At 35.9% G+C, this 20,857-nt stretch carries 20 protein-coding genes; 7 read left to right on the top strand and 13 right to left on the bottom strand.

The annotated features are described in order from the left end of the window. Position 1 precedes the first annotated feature (1 nt). The gene (locus tag ACFCT9_RS02285) at positions 2 to 1,282 is read right to left on the bottom strand and encodes a homoserine dehydrogenase (protein ID WP_412520491.1); all 1,281 of its coding nucleotides are present in this window, start codon (positions 1,280 to 1,282) and stop codon (positions 2 to 4) included. A gap of 192 nt (positions 1,283 to 1,474) precedes the next feature. On the opposite strand from ACFCT9_RS02285, the gene ACFCT9_RS02280 reads away from it, so the two are divergent. After that, complete coding sequence (locus tag ACFCT9_RS02280) at positions 1,475 to 2,857, top strand: aspartate kinase (protein ID WP_412520490.1); 1,383 nt, start codon at positions 1,475 to 1,477, stop codon at positions 2,855 to 2,857. 81 nt (positions 2,858 to 2,938) lie between these two features. Here the strand turns inward: ACFCT9_RS02280 and ACFCT9_RS02275 are convergent, their stop codons facing one another. Both ACFCT9_RS02275 and ACFCT9_RS02270 read right to left on the bottom strand, forming a co-directional pair. Further along, entirely contained in the window at positions 2,939 to 3,523 is a 585-nt protein-coding gene (locus ACFCT9_RS02275; protein ID WP_412520489.1) for a hypothetical protein, read from the bottom strand. A 95-nt stretch (positions 3,524 to 3,618) separates the two neighbouring features. Next, entirely contained in the window at positions 3,619 to 4,053 is a 435-nt protein-coding gene (locus ACFCT9_RS02270) for a hypothetical protein (protein ID WP_412520487.1), read from the bottom strand. 225 nt (positions 4,054 to 4,278) lie between these two features. On the opposite strand from ACFCT9_RS02270, the gene ACFCT9_RS02265 reads away from it, so the two are divergent. After that, positions 4,279 to 4,653 (top strand): transcriptional regulator, SarA/Rot family, encoded by a 375-nt coding sequence (locus tag ACFCT9_RS02265; protein WP_412520485.1) that lies wholly within the window; start codon positions 4,279 to 4,281, stop codon positions 4,651 to 4,653. Between the two features lie 250 nt (positions 4,654 to 4,903). Then, on the top strand, positions 4,904 to 5,764 hold the full coding sequence (locus tag ACFCT9_RS02260; RefSeq protein ID WP_412520484.1) for a hypothetical protein: 861 nt from the start codon (positions 4,904 to 4,906) through the stop codon (positions 5,762 to 5,764). Between the two features lie 187 nt (positions 5,765 to 5,951). On the opposite strand, the gene nucI is transcribed toward ACFCT9_RS02260, so the two are convergent. Further along, positions 5,952 to 6,485 carry a thermonuclease NucI gene (gene nucI, locus ACFCT9_RS02255; RefSeq protein WP_412520482.1) on the bottom strand — a complete coding sequence of 178 codons (534 nt, stop codon included), beginning with the start codon at positions 6,483 to 6,485 and terminating at the stop codon, positions 5,952 to 5,954. Positions 6,486 to 6,612: 127 nt separating this feature from the next. Here nucI and ACFCT9_RS02250 point away from each other — a divergent pair, with 127 nt between their 5' ends. Further along, positions 6,613 to 6,807 (top strand): hypothetical protein, encoded by a 195-nt coding sequence (locus tag ACFCT9_RS02250; protein WP_412520480.1) that lies wholly within the window; start codon positions 6,613 to 6,615, stop codon positions 6,805 to 6,807. A 54-nt stretch (positions 6,808 to 6,861) separates the two neighbouring features. On the opposite strand, the gene cls is transcribed toward ACFCT9_RS02250, so the two are convergent. Beyond that, positions 6,862 to 8,367: a cardiolipin synthase gene (gene cls / locus ACFCT9_RS02245; RefSeq protein ID WP_412520478.1), complete on the bottom strand. Its 1,506-nt coding sequence runs from the start codon at positions 8,365 to 8,367 to the stop codon at positions 6,862 to 6,864. Positions 8,368 to 8,788: 421 nt separating this feature from the next. On the opposite strand from cls, the gene ACFCT9_RS02240 reads away from it, so the two are divergent. Beyond that, complete coding sequence (locus tag ACFCT9_RS02240) at positions 8,789 to 9,154, top strand: MerR family transcriptional regulator (protein WP_002480827.1); 366 nt, start codon at positions 8,789 to 8,791, stop codon at positions 9,152 to 9,154. 20 nt (positions 9,155 to 9,174) lie between these two features. Next, a complete protein-coding gene (glnA, locus tag ACFCT9_RS02235) occupies positions 9,175 to 10,515 on the top strand; it encodes a type I glutamate--ammonia ligase (RefSeq protein WP_412520477.1) in 1,341 nt (446 codons plus the stop codon). A gap of 403 nt (positions 10,516 to 10,918) precedes the next feature. Here the strand turns inward: glnA and ACFCT9_RS02230 are convergent, their stop codons facing one another. Beyond that, entirely contained in the window at positions 10,919 to 12,157 is a 1,239-nt protein-coding gene (locus ACFCT9_RS02230) for an aminotransferase class I/II-fold pyridoxal phosphate-dependent enzyme (protein WP_412520476.1), read from the bottom strand. A 5-nt stretch (positions 12,158 to 12,162) separates the two neighbouring features. Further along, a complete protein-coding gene (gene hflX / locus ACFCT9_RS02225; RefSeq protein WP_412520474.1) occupies positions 12,163 to 13,419 on the bottom strand; it encodes a GTPase HflX in 1,257 nt (418 codons plus the stop codon). Between the two features lie 114 nt (positions 13,420 to 13,533). Between hflX and ACFCT9_RS02220 the strand changes: the two genes are divergently transcribed. Next, positions 13,534 to 14,007 (top strand): glutathione peroxidase, encoded by a 474-nt coding sequence (locus tag ACFCT9_RS02220; RefSeq protein WP_412520473.1) that lies wholly within the window; start codon positions 13,534 to 13,536, stop codon positions 14,005 to 14,007. A gap of 264 nt (positions 14,008 to 14,271) precedes the next feature. Here ACFCT9_RS02220 and hfq read toward each other — a convergent pair whose 3' ends face one another. From hfq to ACFCT9_RS02190, 6 genes are all read right to left on the bottom strand, one after another. Further along, positions 14,272 to 14,484, bottom strand: coding sequence for an RNA chaperone Hfq (gene hfq, locus ACFCT9_RS02215; RefSeq protein WP_412520472.1), 213 nt, complete (start codon positions 14,482 to 14,484; stop codon positions 14,272 to 14,274). Beyond that, positions 14,481 to 15,443, bottom strand: coding sequence for a tRNA (adenosine(37)-N6)-dimethylallyltransferase MiaA (gene miaA, locus ACFCT9_RS02210; protein WP_412520470.1), 963 nt, complete (start codon positions 15,441 to 15,443; stop codon positions 14,481 to 14,483). The genes hfq and miaA overlap by 4 nt, the downstream gene beginning before the upstream one ends. A 1-nt stretch (position 15,444) precedes the next feature. After that, complete coding sequence (locus ACFCT9_RS02205) at positions 15,445 to 16,380, bottom strand: alpha/beta hydrolase (RefSeq protein WP_412520468.1); 936 nt, start codon at positions 16,378 to 16,380, stop codon at positions 15,445 to 15,447. Positions 16,381 to 16,577: 197 nt separating this feature from the next. After that, on the bottom strand, positions 16,578 to 18,245 hold the full coding sequence (locus tag ACFCT9_RS02200) for a glycerol-3-phosphate dehydrogenase/oxidase (RefSeq protein ID WP_412520467.1): 1,668 nt from the start codon (positions 18,243 to 18,245) through the stop codon (positions 16,578 to 16,580). A 188-nt stretch (positions 18,246 to 18,433) separates the two neighbouring features. Further along, complete coding sequence (glpK, locus tag ACFCT9_RS02195) at positions 18,434 to 19,933, bottom strand: glycerol kinase GlpK (protein ID WP_412520465.1); 1,500 nt, start codon at positions 19,931 to 19,933, stop codon at positions 18,434 to 18,436. Between the two features lie 83 nt (positions 19,934 to 20,016). Further along, on the bottom strand, positions 20,017 to 20,832 hold the full coding sequence (locus ACFCT9_RS02190; RefSeq protein WP_412520463.1) for an MIP/aquaporin family protein: 816 nt from the start codon (positions 20,830 to 20,832) through the stop codon (positions 20,017 to 20,019). Between the last annotated feature and the right edge of the window lie 25 nt (positions 20,833 to 20,857).

Raw genomic sequence — 20,857 nt, 5'->3', positions numbered from 1 at the left:
ATTAAACTCCTTCTACTGGATAAACTTTTTCTACTGGATATTTGCCTTGTGCTAAAATTTCGTCAGCTGGTACATTGATTCCTTTCACAACGACAGCTGCTGTGTTGTCACTGTGTTCAATGACATGAAGTGATTTGTGAAGCGGTAATTGTGCTTTAACCTCTTCTTCCACACGTTTAACAGGTGCTCCATTTGTTTTTAAAACTACAAAGTAACTTGCTTTTTCTTTTAATTTTGTAGGTTCATCTGCATCAATCATTTCTTTCGCATGACCTGTTTTTAATTCAAAGTGCGGCGGTAAAGTATGCAGATTAGATTCGAATTGCAGTGACACGTTTAGCAAGTCGCTGACTACTGCACTACCTGTCGCTAAACTACCTGCACCTTTACCATAGAACATCGTTTCCCCTACTGAGTCACCGATGACATAAATCGCATTGTATTCGTTTTCTACAGATGCTAATTGATGTCTTTCATCGATTAAGGTTGGTGCTACAGATGTCTCAATGACACCATTATCAAATGTACCTTTACCGATTAATTTGATTTTATATCCAAGCGCTTTTGCAGCGTTGATATCTTCTACTGATACGTTAGAAATTCCTGTTACTTTAACTTCATCTAAGCTAATTACTCTGTTGAATGATAAGTATGTAACGATGACTACTTTTCTTGCGGCATCGATACCTTCAACATCGTCAGTTGGATCTGCTTCTGCAAACCCTAAACGCTGCGCTTCATCCAAAGCTTCTTTAAAGCTTGTGCCTTCTTTAGTCATTTTAGATAAAATGAAGTTGGATGTTCCGTTTAAAATACCCATGAATTTACTAATATTATTGGCATTTAAACCATTGTTGATTGCGTTGACAATTGGAATACCGCCTGCCACACTGGCTTCGAATTTTAATGCGACACCATTTTCTTCTGCTAAATCTTCTAACGTTCTTAAATGCACTGCTAATAAATCTTTATTGGCAGTAATGACATGCTTGCCCTGTTTTAATGATTTTTTCAACCACTCAACAGTAGGTTCGATACCCCCCATAACTTCAATCACAATGTCGACATCTTCATCGTTTAAGATTTCATCCACATCTTCAGTCAAATGATATTTGCTGATGTTGAGCGGACGTTTTTTCTTTTTATCTCTAACGAGAATATGTTTGATGTGAAGATCTTTGTGAATCGTATCTTTAATCTGTTGATGATTCTCTTCAATAATTTTAACTACTCCTGAGCCCACTGTTCCCAGACCTAGCAAAGCGATGTTTAACTTCTTCATAATTACATTCCTCCGTTTGTTCGTTCTAAAAAAACACCTGCACTATTGAAAAATACTTGATTATGGTTTAGTATAAATTCATTCATCAAAATTGTAAAGTTCAAAAAATTTGGAATATGTTGAAATTTTAGCATTTTTCACCCAAAAAACAAAGCAGTAAATTATTAAGATTGAGAGAAAGGTTGATTAAATATGAAAGTAGCTAAATTCGGCGGCAGTTCCGTCGCTTCAGCAAGCCAAATTCAGAAGGTATTAAACATCATCAATAGCGATGACGAAAGAAAAATAATCGTTGTGTCTGCTCCTGGTAAAAGACATTCTGAAGATATTAAGACAACTGACTTGTTGCTTAGGCTTTATGAAAAAAGTGTAGCCAATTTAGATTATCAAAATAAAAAGGAAGAAATTATCGCCCGTTACGCAGATATTATCCATGATTTAAACATGGACGAAAGTATTTTAGCGGAATTCGATGACATTCTCGAACAGCGTATTAAAACAAACCAAAGCAATCCGCCTCGTTTAAAAGATGCATTGCTCTCTTGCGGTGAGGACTTCAACGCTCGCTTAATTGCACAATATAACAACGATCAAGGTGTTAAAACTACATATGTGTCACCTTTAGACGCAGGTATTACCGTTACCAACACACCGCAATTCGCACAAATCTTAGAAGAATCTTATGATAAAATTTACAATCTAAGAAAAATTGAAGGCAAAATTATTGTGCCAGGTTTCTTTGGTTACTCTAAACAAGGCAATGTTGTCACATTCCCTCGCGGCGGTTCAGATATCACAGGCGCCATTTTAGCACGCGGTGTTCGTGCAGCACTCTATGAAAACTTCACAGATGTGTCTGGAATTTATCGCGCTAACCCTAACTTAATTAAAGATGCCGAAATCATGGAAGAAGTAACATATCGAGAAATGCGTGAACTTTCATATGCGGGCTTTAGTGTATTCCACGATGAAGCACTTCAACCTGTTCAACAAGAACGTATTCCTGTTGTCATCAAAAATACAAACCGACCTGAAGATCCAGGTACTTTCATCAGATACGACCGTGATATCAAACCAGACCATTTAATTACAGGTATCAGTTGTGATAAAGGCTTCACAGTTATCAACGTACGTAAATACTTAATGAACAGACAAGTCGGTTTCACACGTAAAATCTTATCCGTATTAGAAGATTACAATATCTCATTTGACCATATGCCATCAGGTATTGATAACGTCAGTATCATCATGCGTACACATCAAATACGCGGTAAAGAAACGAAAGTGTTAAACGAAATCCGTAAACAATGCGATGTGGATGAATTAGGTATTGATAATGATTTAGCTGTGATGATGGTCGTAGGTTTAGGTATGAATCAAATGGTAGGTACTGCTAATATGATTACATCGGCATTAGCCAAAGCCAATATCAACTTAAAAATGATCAACCAAGGTGCATCTGAAATTTCAATGATGTTCGGAATCAGCGTCAAAGATGCAGATGATGCAGTGCGCGCAGTGTATGAAGGCAGTTGTGCATACAGAGAAGAACAACTAAATTTACAATTAAAATAATCTGAATTTAAACAATATTTAGTTAATTAGAAGACAAAAAAATTACAAGAGTGTTGCGTAAAAAGCAACGCTCTTGTTTCATTAGGATGCATATAATGCATCGTGCAGACGTTCTTCACCTACTACAACACGCAGCATCACAAATTGGTAATAACTTAAAGCATCGATTACCGCTTTATTATTAAAGCTGCTGCGATGTACTGACGGTTGCAGCAACTCATACATCAGAACGATTTCCGGTTTAATGTAGTCAACGCCCCATGGTAAGGAATGGAAATATATATGTTTTTCAGGTAACCGTATACTGTGATCGAATCTGAACATCCATTCTTTGTTATGAACATCATAAATATAAATAGTCATGATTTTTTGATGATGTATTTCTACTTCTAAATGTGTAAGCAGTGAGAATTTCGTATCTCTTAATTTTTCACTGACGTTCCCTTCTGAATCTATGTATCGAATACGATAATTATTGGGGATATTCTTGATAACCTTTGTAAGGTTCTTACGTTTCACGCAAATATCTACTGTATCGTTAATAATAAATTCATTCTTTAAAAATAATAATTTTGCAGTCTCTCCGAAAAATTTGATTTCATCATTGGCATGTTCTATCAATCTTTCAACCAAGAAATTTAAATCTTCATTATTAGACTTATGCATTCTGACACCTCCTACTAGTAAGCGCTTACAATTATGGTTATATTTTCTCTCTATTCATATTCATTTTATCGTGTGATTCACGACTTGTCTATCTTTTAATTCATATCACCGAGATGCGTATAATCCTGCTTGGCTTCTATCAAATCAGGATAATTGATGACATAACTATATTGCGTTTGTTCGATCAGCGCTTTTTGTAAGGCACCTATTTCAGCATGTACTTGATATAAACATCCTTGTTCATCTATGTAACTCGGTGCACACAAATAGATATCAATCTGTAAAGTTTTAAAAGTATTTACCATCGTGTCCCCTGTCATTATATGCAGGCTTGAATCAACTTTGCCTGGCGCAAAAATAATATTAGAAAACGTGTTACGACATACATATCGCATCACATCGGTAGAAAAAGTCACCACAGATACATGAATTCCCTGCTCAGTGAGATAGTCTAATACATAATATGACATTGGATGATTATCTAATGCGATGACGGCATTAGGAGGAAGATTTTTATAAAAATCTGTCAATTCTGTTTGATTCTTTAGGTTTGAGAACAATTTTTTAAACTCCTTTTGTTATACCCAGTAATCCTATTGGATTTATAAACATTATTTTTTCGTTTGTTAATTGATATTTTAAAAATAGTTACAATAATTTAAGTTAAAACCAAAGAATTTCTCTTTTCAAAGTATAACTTTTTTATTATAATAATGTAGACGCAAGATATTATAAATACAACACGAGGTGAAATCATGTATTCTGAAAAAACACAGTCTACAGAATCGATTTTTTACTATGAATTGCATCGAAAAGCATTAATTAATGCTTTGAAGAAGGAATTTAATTTACGCTTTAATGATCTATTATTTTTAAAACACATTTTAGATCATGATAAGAAATTAATTCCTCTTCTTGACGTAAAACACAGTATGAATTTCAGTTTAATGGAAATTCACAAATCTTTTAGCACATTAACGGAAATGAAAATCATCGGTAAACAGCGCTGTATCGATGATGAACGAAAAGTATTTATCACTATTACTAGCGCACAAACAAAAAAAGCATTGAAACTGCTTGAGGATTTTGACGCTTTACAAAAATCTATCTTACAAGATACAAAAGCGTAATAGTTTTTAAGTTATTTCATTGTTTCCCATGCTGAGTTGAAACCAAACACTCAAAATTAAATTTAATTTTTAAAGTTCCAGACACAATCACTTAATATTCGTCTGGAACTTTTTTAATATTAACGTAATATGTCATAAATGTTACATTAACCTTTAGTTAAGACTTTATTATTGATTTTTACCACTAAGAGTTAGATTATTAGGGTATGTTTAAATTTAACTACTTTTTATTGAGTAAGGAATGATAGATATGTATTTAATATTTCTTCTAGTTGCTGTAATTGTGATACTGGCAATTGCATTAGTTGTATCACGTGGCTTAATGCAACATCGACTAGATACTGAGATTTATTCAAAGAATCAACTCGTAAGTAAGGTGAACACTTTACGTACAGAAGTTGCATCATTGAAAAATCAAATCATTAATGATGGTTCACAACAACATCATTATGGTGTACGCAAAGCGAAACAATCTATTGAAAAAGTGATGCAAAACTTGAAAGAAGTTGGAGAAATCAAGTTTTATCATATTGTTTCAACAGGCAATACCGCAGTTAAACATCCGCTCTTCAATTTCTTGCGTACATTTGATTATGTGGTCATCACAGATAAAGGGTTGTTAAATATCGATGTGAAAAACTGGAAAGAAAAAACATTTTATCACTTCAGTGCCGAACCTGATAAACCTATTGATACAAATGTCGAGGATATTGATCAAATTATCGGCCATTACATCGCTGACCAATATCAAAGTCAATTCCAGTCTTCAAGAGAAGATATTTATACGTTCACTGAAAAAGTCAAAAGTAATAGTGTCACATTTGAATTCTATGACAATGACCCATATCTTACAGCCGCTATTAACTCTAAAGAGCTTAAAGATGCTTTTGAAAAACATTTCAATCAAAAAATTTCAAGCGTTGGTTTAGTATACTTTAGTGACGGGTCTGTAAATATTATCGATGGTCCCACTGAACGTCAAAAATATGTTGAAACCGCAACATCTAAGCATGACTTAAAAGATGCGATTCACAATATTTTTACGCAATCTAAACATGAAATCGCTGAACGCGATTGCGACAAAATTCTAAACTATATCAATCAACCATAATTAGTAAAACCCTGAAGTTAGCACAATGATTCTAACTTCAGGGTTTTACTTTGTTTTTGGAAATTGAAACTGATTTATTATGTCATATAAAGAAAAGGGAAAACTTCTGTTAAGTACAGAAATCTTCCCTTTTAAAATGAGCGCATAACCCATTCAATTATTTCTTTCATGACATTGGCTTGATTCGTTAACTCCAAATATTTAAATGCTTTTGTTTTGCTTCACGTTCAGCCGCTTTAAAGACGTCACGATATTTGCCGTTTGGCGCGAAATACTTTTCACGTGCTAGTCCTTGTTTAACTAATTTCTCATTAAACATATGCTTCTCATCCAGCCAAACATAGGCTAGATAACGACCATATTGATCTTTCGGTTCTTTATCAAATTCTAAATAAACCTTTTGATTATTCAAATGCTTCTTCGTATAACTTGAAGCTTCTTTCCCATACGGCTGTACAGGCGTATTAGGTTTAACTGTTTCTGGCGTATCCATTCCAATCATTCTGACTTTAATTTCACGGTTATCTTTATCTGTTGCGATAAAAGTATCACCATCAATAACACGTTTGACCGTTACCGCTTCTTTATCCCCAATTGACGTTGAGGCTTGTTCTCCTCCGCTTTGTTTAAACGGACCAGAATGATTAAAGTATTGGAAACCTAAAACAATTATAGCAATCACCGCAATAACAATGATTGTCGACATAGATTTACGTTTCAAAAATTTCACCTGCTTTGATTAAAGTTATCACCGAATCATCATACCTATTTTTTCCTAGCTACGTCAATTCTCTGATGCACAAAAATTTGGTATGATAGTAATAAGGAATTTGATGAGGAGGCGTGCTATGCAAGCCATTAAAGAGAATCTCGTAACGATTGTTGCTGTGGCAGTCGCAATTATCGTCGGCTTGATTTTGCAATATGTATATGAATTTCCATTACTTGTGACAGCCATTATTGGTGTCTTAATGGGAATGCTTGTTGGATTTATACTATTTATCATCCAACAAAATCGAGAAAAACATAACAAGAAGAAATAACACCGCATAAACAAACTCGGAAATGAGTCAGCTCACTTCCGAGTTTTTGTTTACTTATAAAATTGGTGTAATCAGTTTTGAGAAGCCTTCTTTCATCTTAATCCAGAAAGAACGATTCGCATAACGTGCTTTCGTCAACTCTGTCGATAAAGTCACGTCATGTTCAAAGGCTTTGCGTAATTCTGTCGCAATCGCTTTATCATACATAAACGCATTGACTTCAAAGTTTAATTCAAAGCTTCTGAAGTCCATGTTCGCTGATCCAACACTCGCTACTTCATCATCAATAACCATCATTTTAGAATGGATAAATCCATTATTATAAGTATAGATTTTTACTCCAGAGTCTAATAACTCTGCTGCATGATAGTACGTTGCCCAGTATACAAATGGATGGTCCGGCATATCTGGTATCATTAAATGAATGTCTACTCCAGAGTTCGCTGCCATCTTCAATGCGTTAATATAAGAATTATCTGGTATGAAATAAGGACTCTGCATATAAATAGATTCTTTGGCTGAGTTGATCATTTTGGTATAGCCGTACTCAATTTCATGCCAATTATCGTCAGGTCCACTGGAACAAATTTGTAGAGATACCTCACCTTTGTCTTCTTTAACAGGGAAATACTGTGGCTTATATTCTAATGATTGACGCTTAGCTTGAGAATTCCAGTCCAACATAAAGCGTAACTCTAAGGCATCTACGGCAGAACCTTCGACTCTGACATGCGTATCCCTCCAGTAGCCGAACTTCTTACTTAAACCTAAGTATTCGTCTCCTACGTTGAATCCGCCAACGTAGCCGATTTGGCCATCAATAACAACAATCTTTCTGTGATTTCGGTTATTGACTCTAAAATTGATGACGGGCAGTTTACTTGCGAAGAAAGATTCCACTTGTCCGCCAAGTTCTCTAAAACGCTTAAATTTGCGAAGTGATATCTTTTTCGAGCCAATATCATCATATAATAATAAGACCTCTACACCCGCTTCTAACCGTTCTTCTAATGCATCTATAATGCGATGTCCTAAGCCATCTAATTCAAAGACATAATACTCTAAATGGATAAACGTCTCTGCTTTTTTGATATCCTCAATCATTTGGTCATATAACTTATGACCATCAACAAACACATCGACAGCATTACCCTCTGTTAAGAAAGCAGGTTGTCTCGTCAGCAACATGTTCACTAAGTCGTGATGTTTATGCACAATCTCATTATCACTTTGAATTTCATCTTGTTGTACTTGGTAACGTTGTTCATTGATGATGTCATTAAATTGTTCGATATCTTTTTTATAATCTTTATACAGTTTTTTCTTTGATACCCCTCTTCCAAATAAAATGTATATGAAGAAACCTAAAACAGGCGCGATAAATAAGATAAAGAGCCATGCCCAAGTGGCACTTGTAGATCTATCTTTCAAAAAGATGATATTAAAAGCAACAATCAAATTCAAAAACGTGAATAAGATAAAAATGCCTAGCAATATATCTCCGAGTAATCCAGGTACGTAAAAGGCAATCATTGTTTCAACTCCATTCTTGCGATTCATTTTTAACACTTATATTGTTATTAATATTAAGTTAAAACATCTATCCATTAATAAAAATACGTTGAAACCATTTTATCATTTATAATTACCTAACACATCACACTAGCGACTGAAATATTTATTTTTAATTTGAACTTAACCTTATGTTTATGTCTGATAACACTTAGGTATTTATTTACATAGGACAAGCGATAACAAGATTTCTCTCGTATATACGTTTATATATAATAAATCGGAACGAAAATGTGAATTTTTTATGAATGGTTCGTGTTTTAATTTGTTTCAATTATCAGAAAACAACGCTATAACCCTTGATAAATAAGGCTTTTGATGCCCATGTCAGAAAACCTTACATATTTTTGTAATTTCGGTTTATTTGTGATAAATTAATAACAAGTTCAAAAATAGAGGTGATGGAGAAATGTCAAATGATGCACTACGCAGAAACATGGCCGTCTTCTCTATGAGTGTCGTAAATCAATTGACTGAGCTAACACCAAGACAGGTACGGTATTACGAAGCACATGGACTCGTTAAACCAGAGAGAACACCCGGTAACAAAAGATTATTTTCAATGAATGATTTAGATCGCCTGTTAGAAATCAAACACCTATTAGAAAAAGGGTTTAACCTAAAAGCAATCAAACAAATCATTTATCAAGATGATCAACATTTGTCTACTGATGAAAAAGCTATCAGAAAACATGTTATCGTTGAAGCAACACAGAAACCGCAACAGGAAGCTATCCCGATAAATCGAGGCGACCTTTCTCGTTTTATCAAATAATTCACTGGAGGATTTAAAACATGGCAAAACGTACATTTACAAAAGATGACATCCGCAGATTTGCTACTGAGGAAAACGTAAGATATTTACGCTTGCAATTCACTGACATTTTAGGAACAATCAAAAATGTTGAAGTACCTGTAAGTCAATTAGAAAAAGTATTAGATAATGAAATGATGTTCGACGGATCTTCAATTGAAGGTTTCGTACGTATTGAAGAATCAGATATGTATTTACACCCTGACTTAGACACTTGGGTTATTTTCCCTTGGACAGCAAGTCAAGGTAAAGTTGCGCGTTTAATCTGTGACGTATATGGTACAGACGGCAAACCATTTGCTGGTGACCCACGTACAAACTTAAAACGTGTCTTAAAAGAAATGGAAGAATTAGGCTTCACAGATTTCAACCTAGGACCTGAACCAGAATTCTTCTTATTCAAATTAGATGAATATGGCGAACCAACATTAGAATTAAATGACCATGGCGGTTACTTCGACTTAGCACCTACTGACTTAGGTGAAAACTGCCGTCGTGATATCGTATTAGAATTAGAAGACATGGGCTTTGATATTGAAGCCAGCCACCATGAAGTAGCACCTGGCCAACATGAAATCGACTTCAAATACGCTGATGCAATCACTGCTTGTGATAACATCCAAACATTTAAACTTGTTGTTAAAACAATCGCGCGTAAACATAACTTACATGCGACATTTATGCCAAAACCATTATTTGGTGTAAACGGAAGCGGTATGCACTTCAACGTTTCTTTATTCAAAGGTAAAGAAAATGCATTCTTCGATCCAAATGGTCGTGACCAAATGACTGAAGAAGCTTACCAATTCATCGCTGGTATCTTGAAAAACGCACGTGGATTCACTGCTGTATGTAACCCATTAGTAAATTCATACAAACGTTTAGTTCCAGGTTACGAAGCACCATGTTACATCGCTTGGAGTGGTAAAAACCGTTCTCCATTAGTACGTGTCCCAACTTCACGTGGTTTATCTACTCGTGTAGAAGTTCGTTCAGTTGACCCAGCAGCTAACCCATACATGGCTTTAGCAGCAATTTTAGAAGCTGGTTTAGACGGAATCAAAAACAAACTTAAAGTTTCAGACCCTGTTAACCAAAACATTTATGAAATGAACCGTGATGAACGTGAAGCAATCGGTATCGAAGACCTTCCTTCAACACTTTACACAGCATTAAAAGCAATGCGTGAAAATAAAATTGTTAAAGATGCATTAGGTTCACATATCTATAATCAATTCATCAACTCTAAATCAATTGAGTGGGATTACTATAGAACACAAGTATCTGAGTGGGAACGCGAACAATACATGAAATTGTATTAATATTACGCCCAAAGGTGCTAAACAATAGGGATATAAAAAGAGGCCATCTGGCCTCTTTTTTTGTTGTTATCTTAATCTTTTATTGCGTTTTATCTTACCAAGTTTATACAAAATGAAAGAAACTGCTACCATATATATTCCTAACACCGAATAGAAAAATACAGGCCCTAAAGATTTACTCGCTTCAAAACACAGCAGCATCATTAATGATAAGACAAACAATAAGGTACGATAAGTCAGAACCATAACGTTCTCCTCCACTCTGAGTATTCATGTACCTTCTTTTTCTCTCACATGTTCATTATTATTATATCTTTTTATTTTTTTAATTTCATATACTTCACAGTATTTTTTCTGCGCTTCCATTAAAAAACCGACGCAATTTTGCGTCGGTTGCTTTATTTTAGATAAGTCCTTCTTCATTCATTTGTTGAACAGCTCTTGTGACAGCGAGCTTAACATGTTCATACGTTAATCCACCTTGAACATAAGCTTCATATGGCGGTCTGATTGGCCCATCTGCAGATAATTCTATTGATGAGCCTTGTACGAATGTTCCTGCTGCCATAATTACATCATCTTCATACCCTGGCATATAACTTGGTTCAGGGCTAAAGTGTGCGTTGATGGGTGAAGCAGCTTGAATACACTGACAGAAACGAATCATTTGTTCAGCTGTCTCAAATTGAACAGTTTGAATCAAATCTGTTCTTGGTGTATCAAATGCAGGGACAGTATTCATATTTAATTTCGTTAAGAAAAGACTTGTAAAAAGTGCGCCTTTCAAACTTTGGCTAACGACATGCGGTGCAAGGAAGAAACCTTGATACATGCTCGGTAACTCTGTTAAAGATGCACCTGCCTCTTTACCGATTCCTGGCGCCGTTAAACGATAGCCGCAACGTTCGATTAAATCTGTTCGTCCAACGATATAACCCCCAATACGTGCTAAACCGCCGCCTGGGTTTTTAATTAATGATCCTGCCATTATATCGGCACCCGCTTCTATAGGCTCTATATCTTCCACAAACTCTCCATAGCAATTATCTACAAAGACCACGACTTCAGGATGTTTGGCTTTGATTTCAGCTACTGCGTGTTTAATTTCATCTACCATGATTGAAGGGCGTTGATCATACCCTTTTGAACGTTGAATGGCGATGACTTTTGTCTGTTCATTGATCACATTTAATACAGCAGGTACATCAATTTGACCTGACTTTGTTAACGCGACCTCCTTATATATAACACCATTTTCTTTTAAACTGCCAATACCATTCCCGTTCACACCGATTACTTCTAACAGTGTATCGTAAGGGCTGCCAGTGATATATAACAATTCGTCGCCATGTTTTAAATTGGCTTGTAACGCGACAGTAATCGCATGCGTACCAGAAATAATTTGCGGTCTGACTAATGCATCTTCTGCTTTAAATGTATGTGCATAAATTGCTTCTAAATGGTCACGTCCAATATCGTCATAACCATAACCAGTGGTCCCTTGTAAGTCAGATTCTGTCGCTTTGACCGCATGAAAGGCATCGAGTACTTTCGCTTGATTACGATAAGCACGTGCTTCAATCGTCTTAAAATAAGGTTGTAATTCATTTTCTGTTTCTTGAATCATTTGTTCTATGTCCATGATGCTCATTTCTCTCCATTTTCTTCTGCTTTTCTTCTATAACCTTCTACTTCATAACTTTCATTGTCCTCATTAAATTCTAACTTGTGAATTAATGTGTGGCGTTTTAAGAAATAAAGACGATCTGCATCATCTGCAGGAATCGTTTCTTGATAAGGTTCCATTTGTTTTTCAACTTGTTCCATTAATAGCTGTCTTACTTTATCTTCATCCGCTTCATCTCGTGCTGACACATAAACATTCGGCAACTGTGATGCGGGTGTTGGCCCTTCATTTAAATCTTTTTTGTTAAAGACAACAGCTTGTGGAATTTTATCCATATCTAAATCGCCGATAATTCGATTGACCGTATCATACTGCGTACGATATTCCTCATTGCTGGCATCAACGACATGGAGTAATAAGTCTGCATCACGTGCTTCTTCAAGTGTCGATTTAAACGCCGCAATCAAAGTCGTTGGCAATTTTTGAATAAAACCAACGGTATCAGAAATAATTAAGTTATAGCCATCATTCACTTGAATTTGACGGGTTTTAGGATCTAGCGTGGCGAATAAAATATCTTTTTCGTACGTAGATTCATCCGCTAAAATATTAAACCAAGTTGATTTACCAGCATTTGTATAGCCGACTAATGCGACTTGGAAGACATGATTTTGTCTTCGTTTAGAACGATAACGTTCACGATGTTCAACTACGGTTTGCAGTTGATGTTTAATTTCATTCATACGACGACGAATATGACGGCGGTCTGTTTCTAATTTCGTTTCACCTGGACCTCTTGTGCCGATACCGCCACCAAGTCTAGACAAACTTTTACCATGGCCTTGCAAGCGTGGCATTAAATAATCAAGTTGTGCTAGCTCAACTTGTAGCTTACCTTCTTTACTGCTTGCGCGCATCGCGAAAATTTCTAAAATCAATTGTGTTCTATCTATAATTTTAATACCTAAATTATCATTCAGACTTTTAGATTGTGCAGTTGTCAACTCATCATTGGTTACGACAACATCCACATCATACATTTCTACGTAATTTTTAATTTCTTGTAATTTTCCTTTACCCACATAGGATTTGTCTTCAATACGGTCTTTTTGTTGGGTAATTTCACCTAGCACATCTAAACGGCATGTTTGTGCAAGTGCTTTTAATTCATCCATTGTTTCTCTGAAGTCGAATTGCTTTTCATCATATGCATCAACCCCGATTAACAATGCTTTTTCAACCGCTTCTTCTGTATCAAATATTTTCTCTTGAGGCAAAATGTATCCTCCTTCAATTCATTTTACACGTCATCCCTTTTATTTTATCATAAGAGCATATCTAAAGACTAACAAGCAAGAATGTGTTAAGTTTGGGACAATGAGGTGAAAAACATGAGCATATATGATATTGAAGTTACAAACATAGATGGCACAACCTATCAGCTAGAACGCTACAAAGGAAAGGTCATGTTAATTGTCAACACAGCAAGCCAATGCGGCTTCACACCACAATTTGAAGGCTTGCAAGAGCTATACAAGCAATACCAAGACGAAGGCTTCGTCGTATTAGGATTCCCTTGTAACCAATTTGGCAAGCAAGAACCTGGTAACGGACATGAAGCCATGCAGAATTGTAAAATTAATTACGGGGTCACTTTCCCGATGCATGAAAAAATTAAAGTAAATGGACCAGAACAACACCCATTATATAAATATTTAACAGATCAACAAGATGGGTTCTTCAACAGTAAAATCAAATGGAATTTCACTAAATTCTTAATTGATAGAGATGGCAATGTGGTTAATCGTTTCTCACCGCAAAAAAATCCAAGTCAAATCAAATCAGATATTGAAGCACTATTATAATCAAATAAAGACCGTTATTAAAACCATTGCATCAATGATTTTAATAACGGTCTATTTATATTGCTATTAAAAAAAGCAACACCCTAACAATAAGCTGTATGCTTAGTGTCAGGCGTCGCTTCGTGTTCTACCTATAAAACCTTTTTAACTTGTTACTAAAACTCAGTTCAACATGATTCATCTTTTGTGAGATTATATGCAATCTAACCAGTACATGATGTATAGTCGTGATGATTGGGTTTTAGACTTAAACAAACGAACAAATTACTCAACTACTGATGGTTCTTGTGTGAATGTGCTGATCGCATGTTTGTAAATTAAATGATTTTTTCCTTGTGAATACAAGTTCACAACGGTGTCATCAAATTCTACAATTGTTCCTTTCATTTGGAAACCGTTTAATAAGAAAACAGTTAACTCTTCATTGCTGTCTTTGAAACCTTGCAGAAAGTTCTCTTGGATGCGTTTATCATTCATGATTGCATTCTCTCCTTCTTTTTATTTATGTGGGCAGTAATGTCATCTAGAATCAATGGAAGTGGCTGTTGCTCTCTATCAAACCATTGCACATTCATCTTGTTTTTGAACCAAGTCATTTGACGTTTTGCATAATTTCTTGAGTGTTGTTTCAACTTGTCAACTGCTTGTTCAATCGAAATGTCCTGATTAATAGCAGGAATCAACTCTTTATATCCTATCGCTTGCATGCTCTGACAATTTGTATAACCTTGTCTCAGCAGTTGCTCTACTTCATTATATAAACCCGCTTTCATCATAAGATCAACACGATTGTTTATTCGTTGATACATAGTTTCACGCGACGTTTCTACCCCTATTAATAATGTATCATAATTTTCTGTATATTGTTGAACTTTTTTGCGATTACTTAATTTTTTTTTCGTTTTCAGGTAATATTCAACCGCTCTCAACACTCTTTTGCGGTTATTCGGGTGAATATCCGCTGCCGATTCCGCATCAAAGCTTGCTAAATAAGCATGAAGTTCTTCGTTAGATTTACTTTCTAACAATTCAAGCTTCTCACGCACAGCTTGTGCTTTTTCTTCAGAAACTTCTTCTTTATCAAAAGGATAGTTATAAATTAATGATTGAATATAAAGCCCTGTACCTCCAGCGATGATTGGCACTTTACCGCGCTCTGTAATATCTTTAATTAAATGCTCAGCACGTGTTTTAAAATCATATGCTGAAAATGATTCATCTGGATTTAAAATATCAATGAGATAATGAGGGATATTCTGCATTTCATCAGGTGTTGCTTTAGCTGTCCCGATGTCCATGCCTTTATAAACTTGCATCGAATCACCGCTGATAATTTCACCGTCGATTTGTTTCGCAAGTTCAATACTTAATTCTGTTTTACCTACCGCTGTCGGTCCTACGATGACAACAAGTAAAGGTTTTGTGTGGTCGTGCATGTTAATCCCCCTGCTTGTATTTATTTAGGATATTTTTCTTTATCCAGTCATACATGTTATTCCATGTTTGTTGATACTCTTCTTCAAACAGAATTTCATGTCGTTTATTACGATAAAGTTGTACCGTAATATGTTTTACTCCATTTTTCTTCATTGCTACGCCCAGTCTGCGAATACCTTTGCCGTAATCTCCGAAAGGATCATCTTTACCAGAAATTAATAAGACAGGTAAATCTGGATCCATTTTCTTGATTTCTTTCGGTGTACTTGTGTTCATCATTTCATTTAATGTTTCGTAAATGACTTGATTGGACACTAAGAAACCGCAGTATGGATCTGCGCAATATTTATCAACTTCCTCTCTTTGTGTTGATAACCAATCATTCTCAGTACGCACGTGTTGAATACGTCGATTGAATGGTTTGAAAGTAAGACGGTTCACCCATTTGAGTCTTCTGCGTTTGCCAAAAACAATTGTGACTAATTTCATTAATGATGCTAAAACTTTACCTTTTACTTTCGGGAATAAACCTGTACCTGTCAAGATTAATCCTTGTGGCATTTCCGGATACATTTCAACATATTTACGTGCAATAATCGAACCCATTGAATGGCCCAGTACAATATACGGTATACCTGCACGATTAGGATATAGCGTTTGTGCAATTTCATAGGCATCTGAAGCTACCGTTTGGATGCTGTCATAATGACCTCTTGTACTTTCGTCTATATCTTTACCATGGCCGCGATGATTATGGCGAATCACATCATACCCTTGTTGATTGAGTGATTCGACAAACGTATCATAACGCCCCATATGCTCAGCCATACCATGAAAGATATGTACAATACCAATTCTTGTTTTATTTGCTTTATCTAATTTAACTTCAAGATTCGTACCATCTTCTACTGTTACTTTAAATGTGTTAGGACACATTGACTCCACCCCCGTCATACTTATAATTCTATGATGTCAATTCTTGTTGTCTTACATGTCTATTATAAAACAGTGTCGATTTTCTTGGAATAGGATTTCATTTACCTAAAACGTAAATAAACTGCATATTTTCATACATAGATATCAAAAATGAGCTGAAACATCGTTCCAACTCATTTTGATTTAATTAAATTTGTTTATTCTGCTGCTTGATGATTTGCAGTTCTAGCTTGATTTACCGCTTCATTTAACTCTTCTGTAAACAATGCGCGTTGCATATCATCATAGTCCAACAGTTGTGCAAGTACATTGACTACTGCATCTTTATATTTCAAGACATCATCCACATCGAAATACAACATACCTGTTCTGCGGATTAAGAAATCTGTAGGTTTATAAACCATTTCATTTTGGATACCATATACAAGTTCTGCATAAATCTCTAATGGCAATCCTGAATTTTGATATTGTGCAGTATGCGCAATTTTATAAATTTCATCCGCATTTGAACCGTAGCGACGTGCAATATCCTCTGCTGTTTTAGCATCGATTTGATATTTTTTCGCTTCTGCTACTTTCTCTTCTACGAAATGTTCAAAGTTCGCACTGCCGCCGACATCTCCGCCTGAAATAGTCAGATTTTTTGTTTCACAAGGACCGAATTTTTTACCGAAATCTTGTTGCAAACGTTTTGCGAGCAAATCAACAATACCTTTTGCCATATGACGATAGCCTGTTAATTTACCGCCAGCAATCGTTAACAGACCTGATTTACCTTCCCAAATTTCATCTTTACGTGAAATTTCAGATGGGTCTTTACCTTCTTCTAAAATTAATGGTCTGATACCTGCCCATGAAGATTCGATATCTTTATCCGTAATATCTAGGCCTGGGAACATATAGTTCACCGCATCAACTAAATAATCACGATCTTCTTGTGTTGGTAGTGGTGATGCTTTGTCATTATTGTAGAATGTGTCTGTTGTACCAATATAAGCTTTGCCTTCACGAGGAATTGCAAAGATCATTCTGCCATCAGATTTTGTATCAAAATAAACCGCTTGTTGTAATGGGAATTTAGATTGATCAATGACAATATGAACACCTTTCGTTAAGCGCAATTGTTTATTGTTTCTTGAATAATCTGCACCTCTGACTTCATCTACCCATGGTCCACTGGCATTGATCACTTTTTTAGCGTGAATTGTATAAGCTTCATCAGTCAACATATCTGTTACTTGAATACCATTCACTTTTTCGTTGTCATTGTATGTGAAGTTCATTGATTTTGTATAGTTTAGAATATCTGCACCTTTTTCTGCAGCACGTTTCATCACTTCAATTGTTAAACGCGCATCATCTGTACGATATTCAACATAGTAACCGCCGCCTTTAAGGCCATCTTTTTTAACTAACGGTTCTTTTTCTAATGTTTCTTTTTTATTCAACATTTTTTTACGTTCTGATTTTTTAACACCTGCTAAACGGTCATACATTGCTAAACCGATAGATGTTGAAAATTTACCGAAAGTACCGCCTTTATGCATTGGCAACAACATCCATTCTGGTGTGGTTACATGTGGACCATTCTCATAAACAATCGCACGTTCACGTCCAGTTTCAGCTACAACCCCGACTTGTAGTTGTTTTAAATAACGTAAACCGCCATGTACTAATTTGGTAGAACGAGAACTTGTTCCTTGCGCGAAGTCTTGCATTTCTACTAAGGCTACTTTCATACCGCGATCTGATGCATCTAATGCGATGCCGGCACCTGTAATACCTCCGCCGATAATCACGACATCATATTCTTCCTCTTTCATTCTTTCTTTAATTGCATTTCTGTTTAATGTTGATAAACTCATGAACAACGCCTCCTAAAATATTCTGATATACATGCATGAGACAAGTCGATAAGTGAATTTACCGCGAAATAGATAAAAAATGAGAGACCTATCCCATACATTTAAAATGGTGTGAACAGTTCTCTCATTCTCGAGTCATAGATATTAACTTGTCTTTAGTATAACACAATTAGAAATCAATCGTCTAATTAGTGCTCTGGTTTGAAGACTTGTGTCGCTTCTACTGCTTTCTTCCAACCTTTATAAAGTTTTTCTCTTTCTTCTTCAGACATTTCAGGTTCGAAAGTACGCTCTAATTTCCAACGGTTTGAGATTTCTTCTTTACTATCCCAGAATCCAACCGCTAACCCTGCAAGATACGCAGCACCTAAAGCAGTTGTTTCATTGATTTCAGGTCGTTCTACTGTGATATTTTGAATATCTGCTTGGAACTGCATTAAGAAGTTATTCTTAACTGCACCGCCATCTACACGGATATTCTTCACTTCAATACCTGAGTCTTGAATCATAGCCTCAACCACATCACGTGTTTGATAGCAAATAGATTCTAAAGTTGCTCGGATGAAGTGTTCTTTTTCAGTTGCACGTGTAATACCAAAGACTGCACCGCGTGCACTAGAATCCCAGTATGGTGTACCTAGTCCAACAAATGCCGGTACTACATACACACCATCACTTGATTCAATACGATTCGCATAGTTCTCAGATTCAGGCGCTGAGTTAATCATACGCAACCCATCACGCAACCATTGAATGGCTGAACCAGAAACGAAAATTGAACCTTCTAGTGCATAGTGCACTTCGCCATTTAAACCGAATGCAATTGTTGTTAATAAGCCGTTATCAGATTGGATCGCTTCTTTACCTGTATTCATCAACATGAAGCCACCCGTACCATACGTGTTCTTCACTTCACCACGTTCGAAACATGCTTGTCCGAACAATGCCGCTTGTTGGTCACCTGCAATCCCTGCAATCGGTACTTCTTGTCCGAAGAAATGATAATCTCTTGTTTTAGCGTAAATTTCACTAGATTCGCGAACTTCTGGCAAGATTTGTTTTGGAATATCTAGAATTTCTAATAATTCATCATCCCATTTTAATTCATGAATATTGTAAATTAACGTACGGCTGGCATTTGTGTAGTCCGTCACATGCGCAGCGCCCCCTGATAATTTCCATACAATCCATGAATCCACTGTACCGAATAATAAATCGCCGTTTTCAGCTTTTTCTCTCGCACCTTCAACATTATCTAAAATCCATTTGATTTTAGTACCAGAGAAATATGGATCAAGTACTAAACCTGTTTTCTCACGGAAAGTATCTTCATAACCTTGATCACGTAATGATTGTACAATATCTTGCGTTTGACGTGATTGCCATACAATCGCATTGTAGATTGGACGGCCAGTATGCTTATCCCAAATAATTGTTGTTTCCCTTTGGTTCGTAATACCGATGCCGCTGATTTGATGCGGATAAATATTATCATTATTCAAGACAGTTGCGATAACAGATAATACTGATGTCCAGATTTCATTAGCATCATGTTCAACCCAACCTAAATGCGGAAAGTGTTGTGTGAATTCTTGTTGAGCTGTTGAAACAATTTCCCCTTCTTTATTGAATAAAATTGCACGTGTACTTGTAGTACCTTGGTCAATTGACATAATATATTTTTCCATTGTAAGCACTCCTTACCCCTGATTTTAACATGCTTTGATGTTTTTCTAATTTCATTTGATTCTCTTAAAACATTGATATCACTTTAATAAATCGTACTGATATCCTTTTTGTCGATTTTATTTAATACTAAACCTAAAATCAACGTTGCGATCGTTAATACGATTGAGACAACAGAAAGTGCATCAAATGCGCCTTTATACGCTGCACGATAAATACAAGCCCCTAACATTCCGCCTGCAATTGGTCCAAGTACAGGAACAATCGCATAAGACCATTGAGATCCGCCTTTACCTGAAATCGGTAATAAAGCATGCGCAATACGCGGACCTAAATCACGCGCTGGGTTAATCGCATACCCTGTTGGGCCACCTAAACTTAAACCGATTGCGACAATTAAGCCACCGACAATAATCGGATTTAAGCCTTCAGTAAATTTATTAATCCCAATAAATAGTAAACCTAACGTTAATGCTGCTGTACCGATAATTTCACTAATAAAGTTGGCATAATAATTCTTGATACCAGGTGCTGTACAAAATACAGCAAGTTTTGCTTCTTTATCATCAGTGACTTTCCAGTGTGGTAAATACATTAACCAAACTAAAACACCACCAACAATACCACCAAGCATTTGACAAATAATATAACCAGGTACTTTGTACCATTCAATACCGCCATCCATCGCAAACGCAACGGTAACAGCTGGATTTAAATGCGCACCTGAGAAAGTACCTACTGCGTAAACACCAAGTGTAACCGCAAGACCCCAGCCTAGTGAAATATTAATCCAATCACTGCCAAGACCTTTAGACTTCGCTAAATTCAAATTGGCAACCACGCCGCCCCCAAATAAAATCAGAATGGCTGCCCCTAGAAATTCCGCAAAATATGGACTCATCTAAAATCACTCCTTAAAAATAGAC

The organism is Staphylococcus simulans (genome assembly GCF_047037175.1).
GTDB classification, from domain to species: Bacteria; Bacillota; Bacilli; order Staphylococcales; family Staphylococcaceae; genus Staphylococcus; species Staphylococcus simulans_C.
The sequence above is the reverse complement of the archived record's forward strand: the minus strand, read 5'-3'. Positions and strand labels throughout refer to the sequence as shown.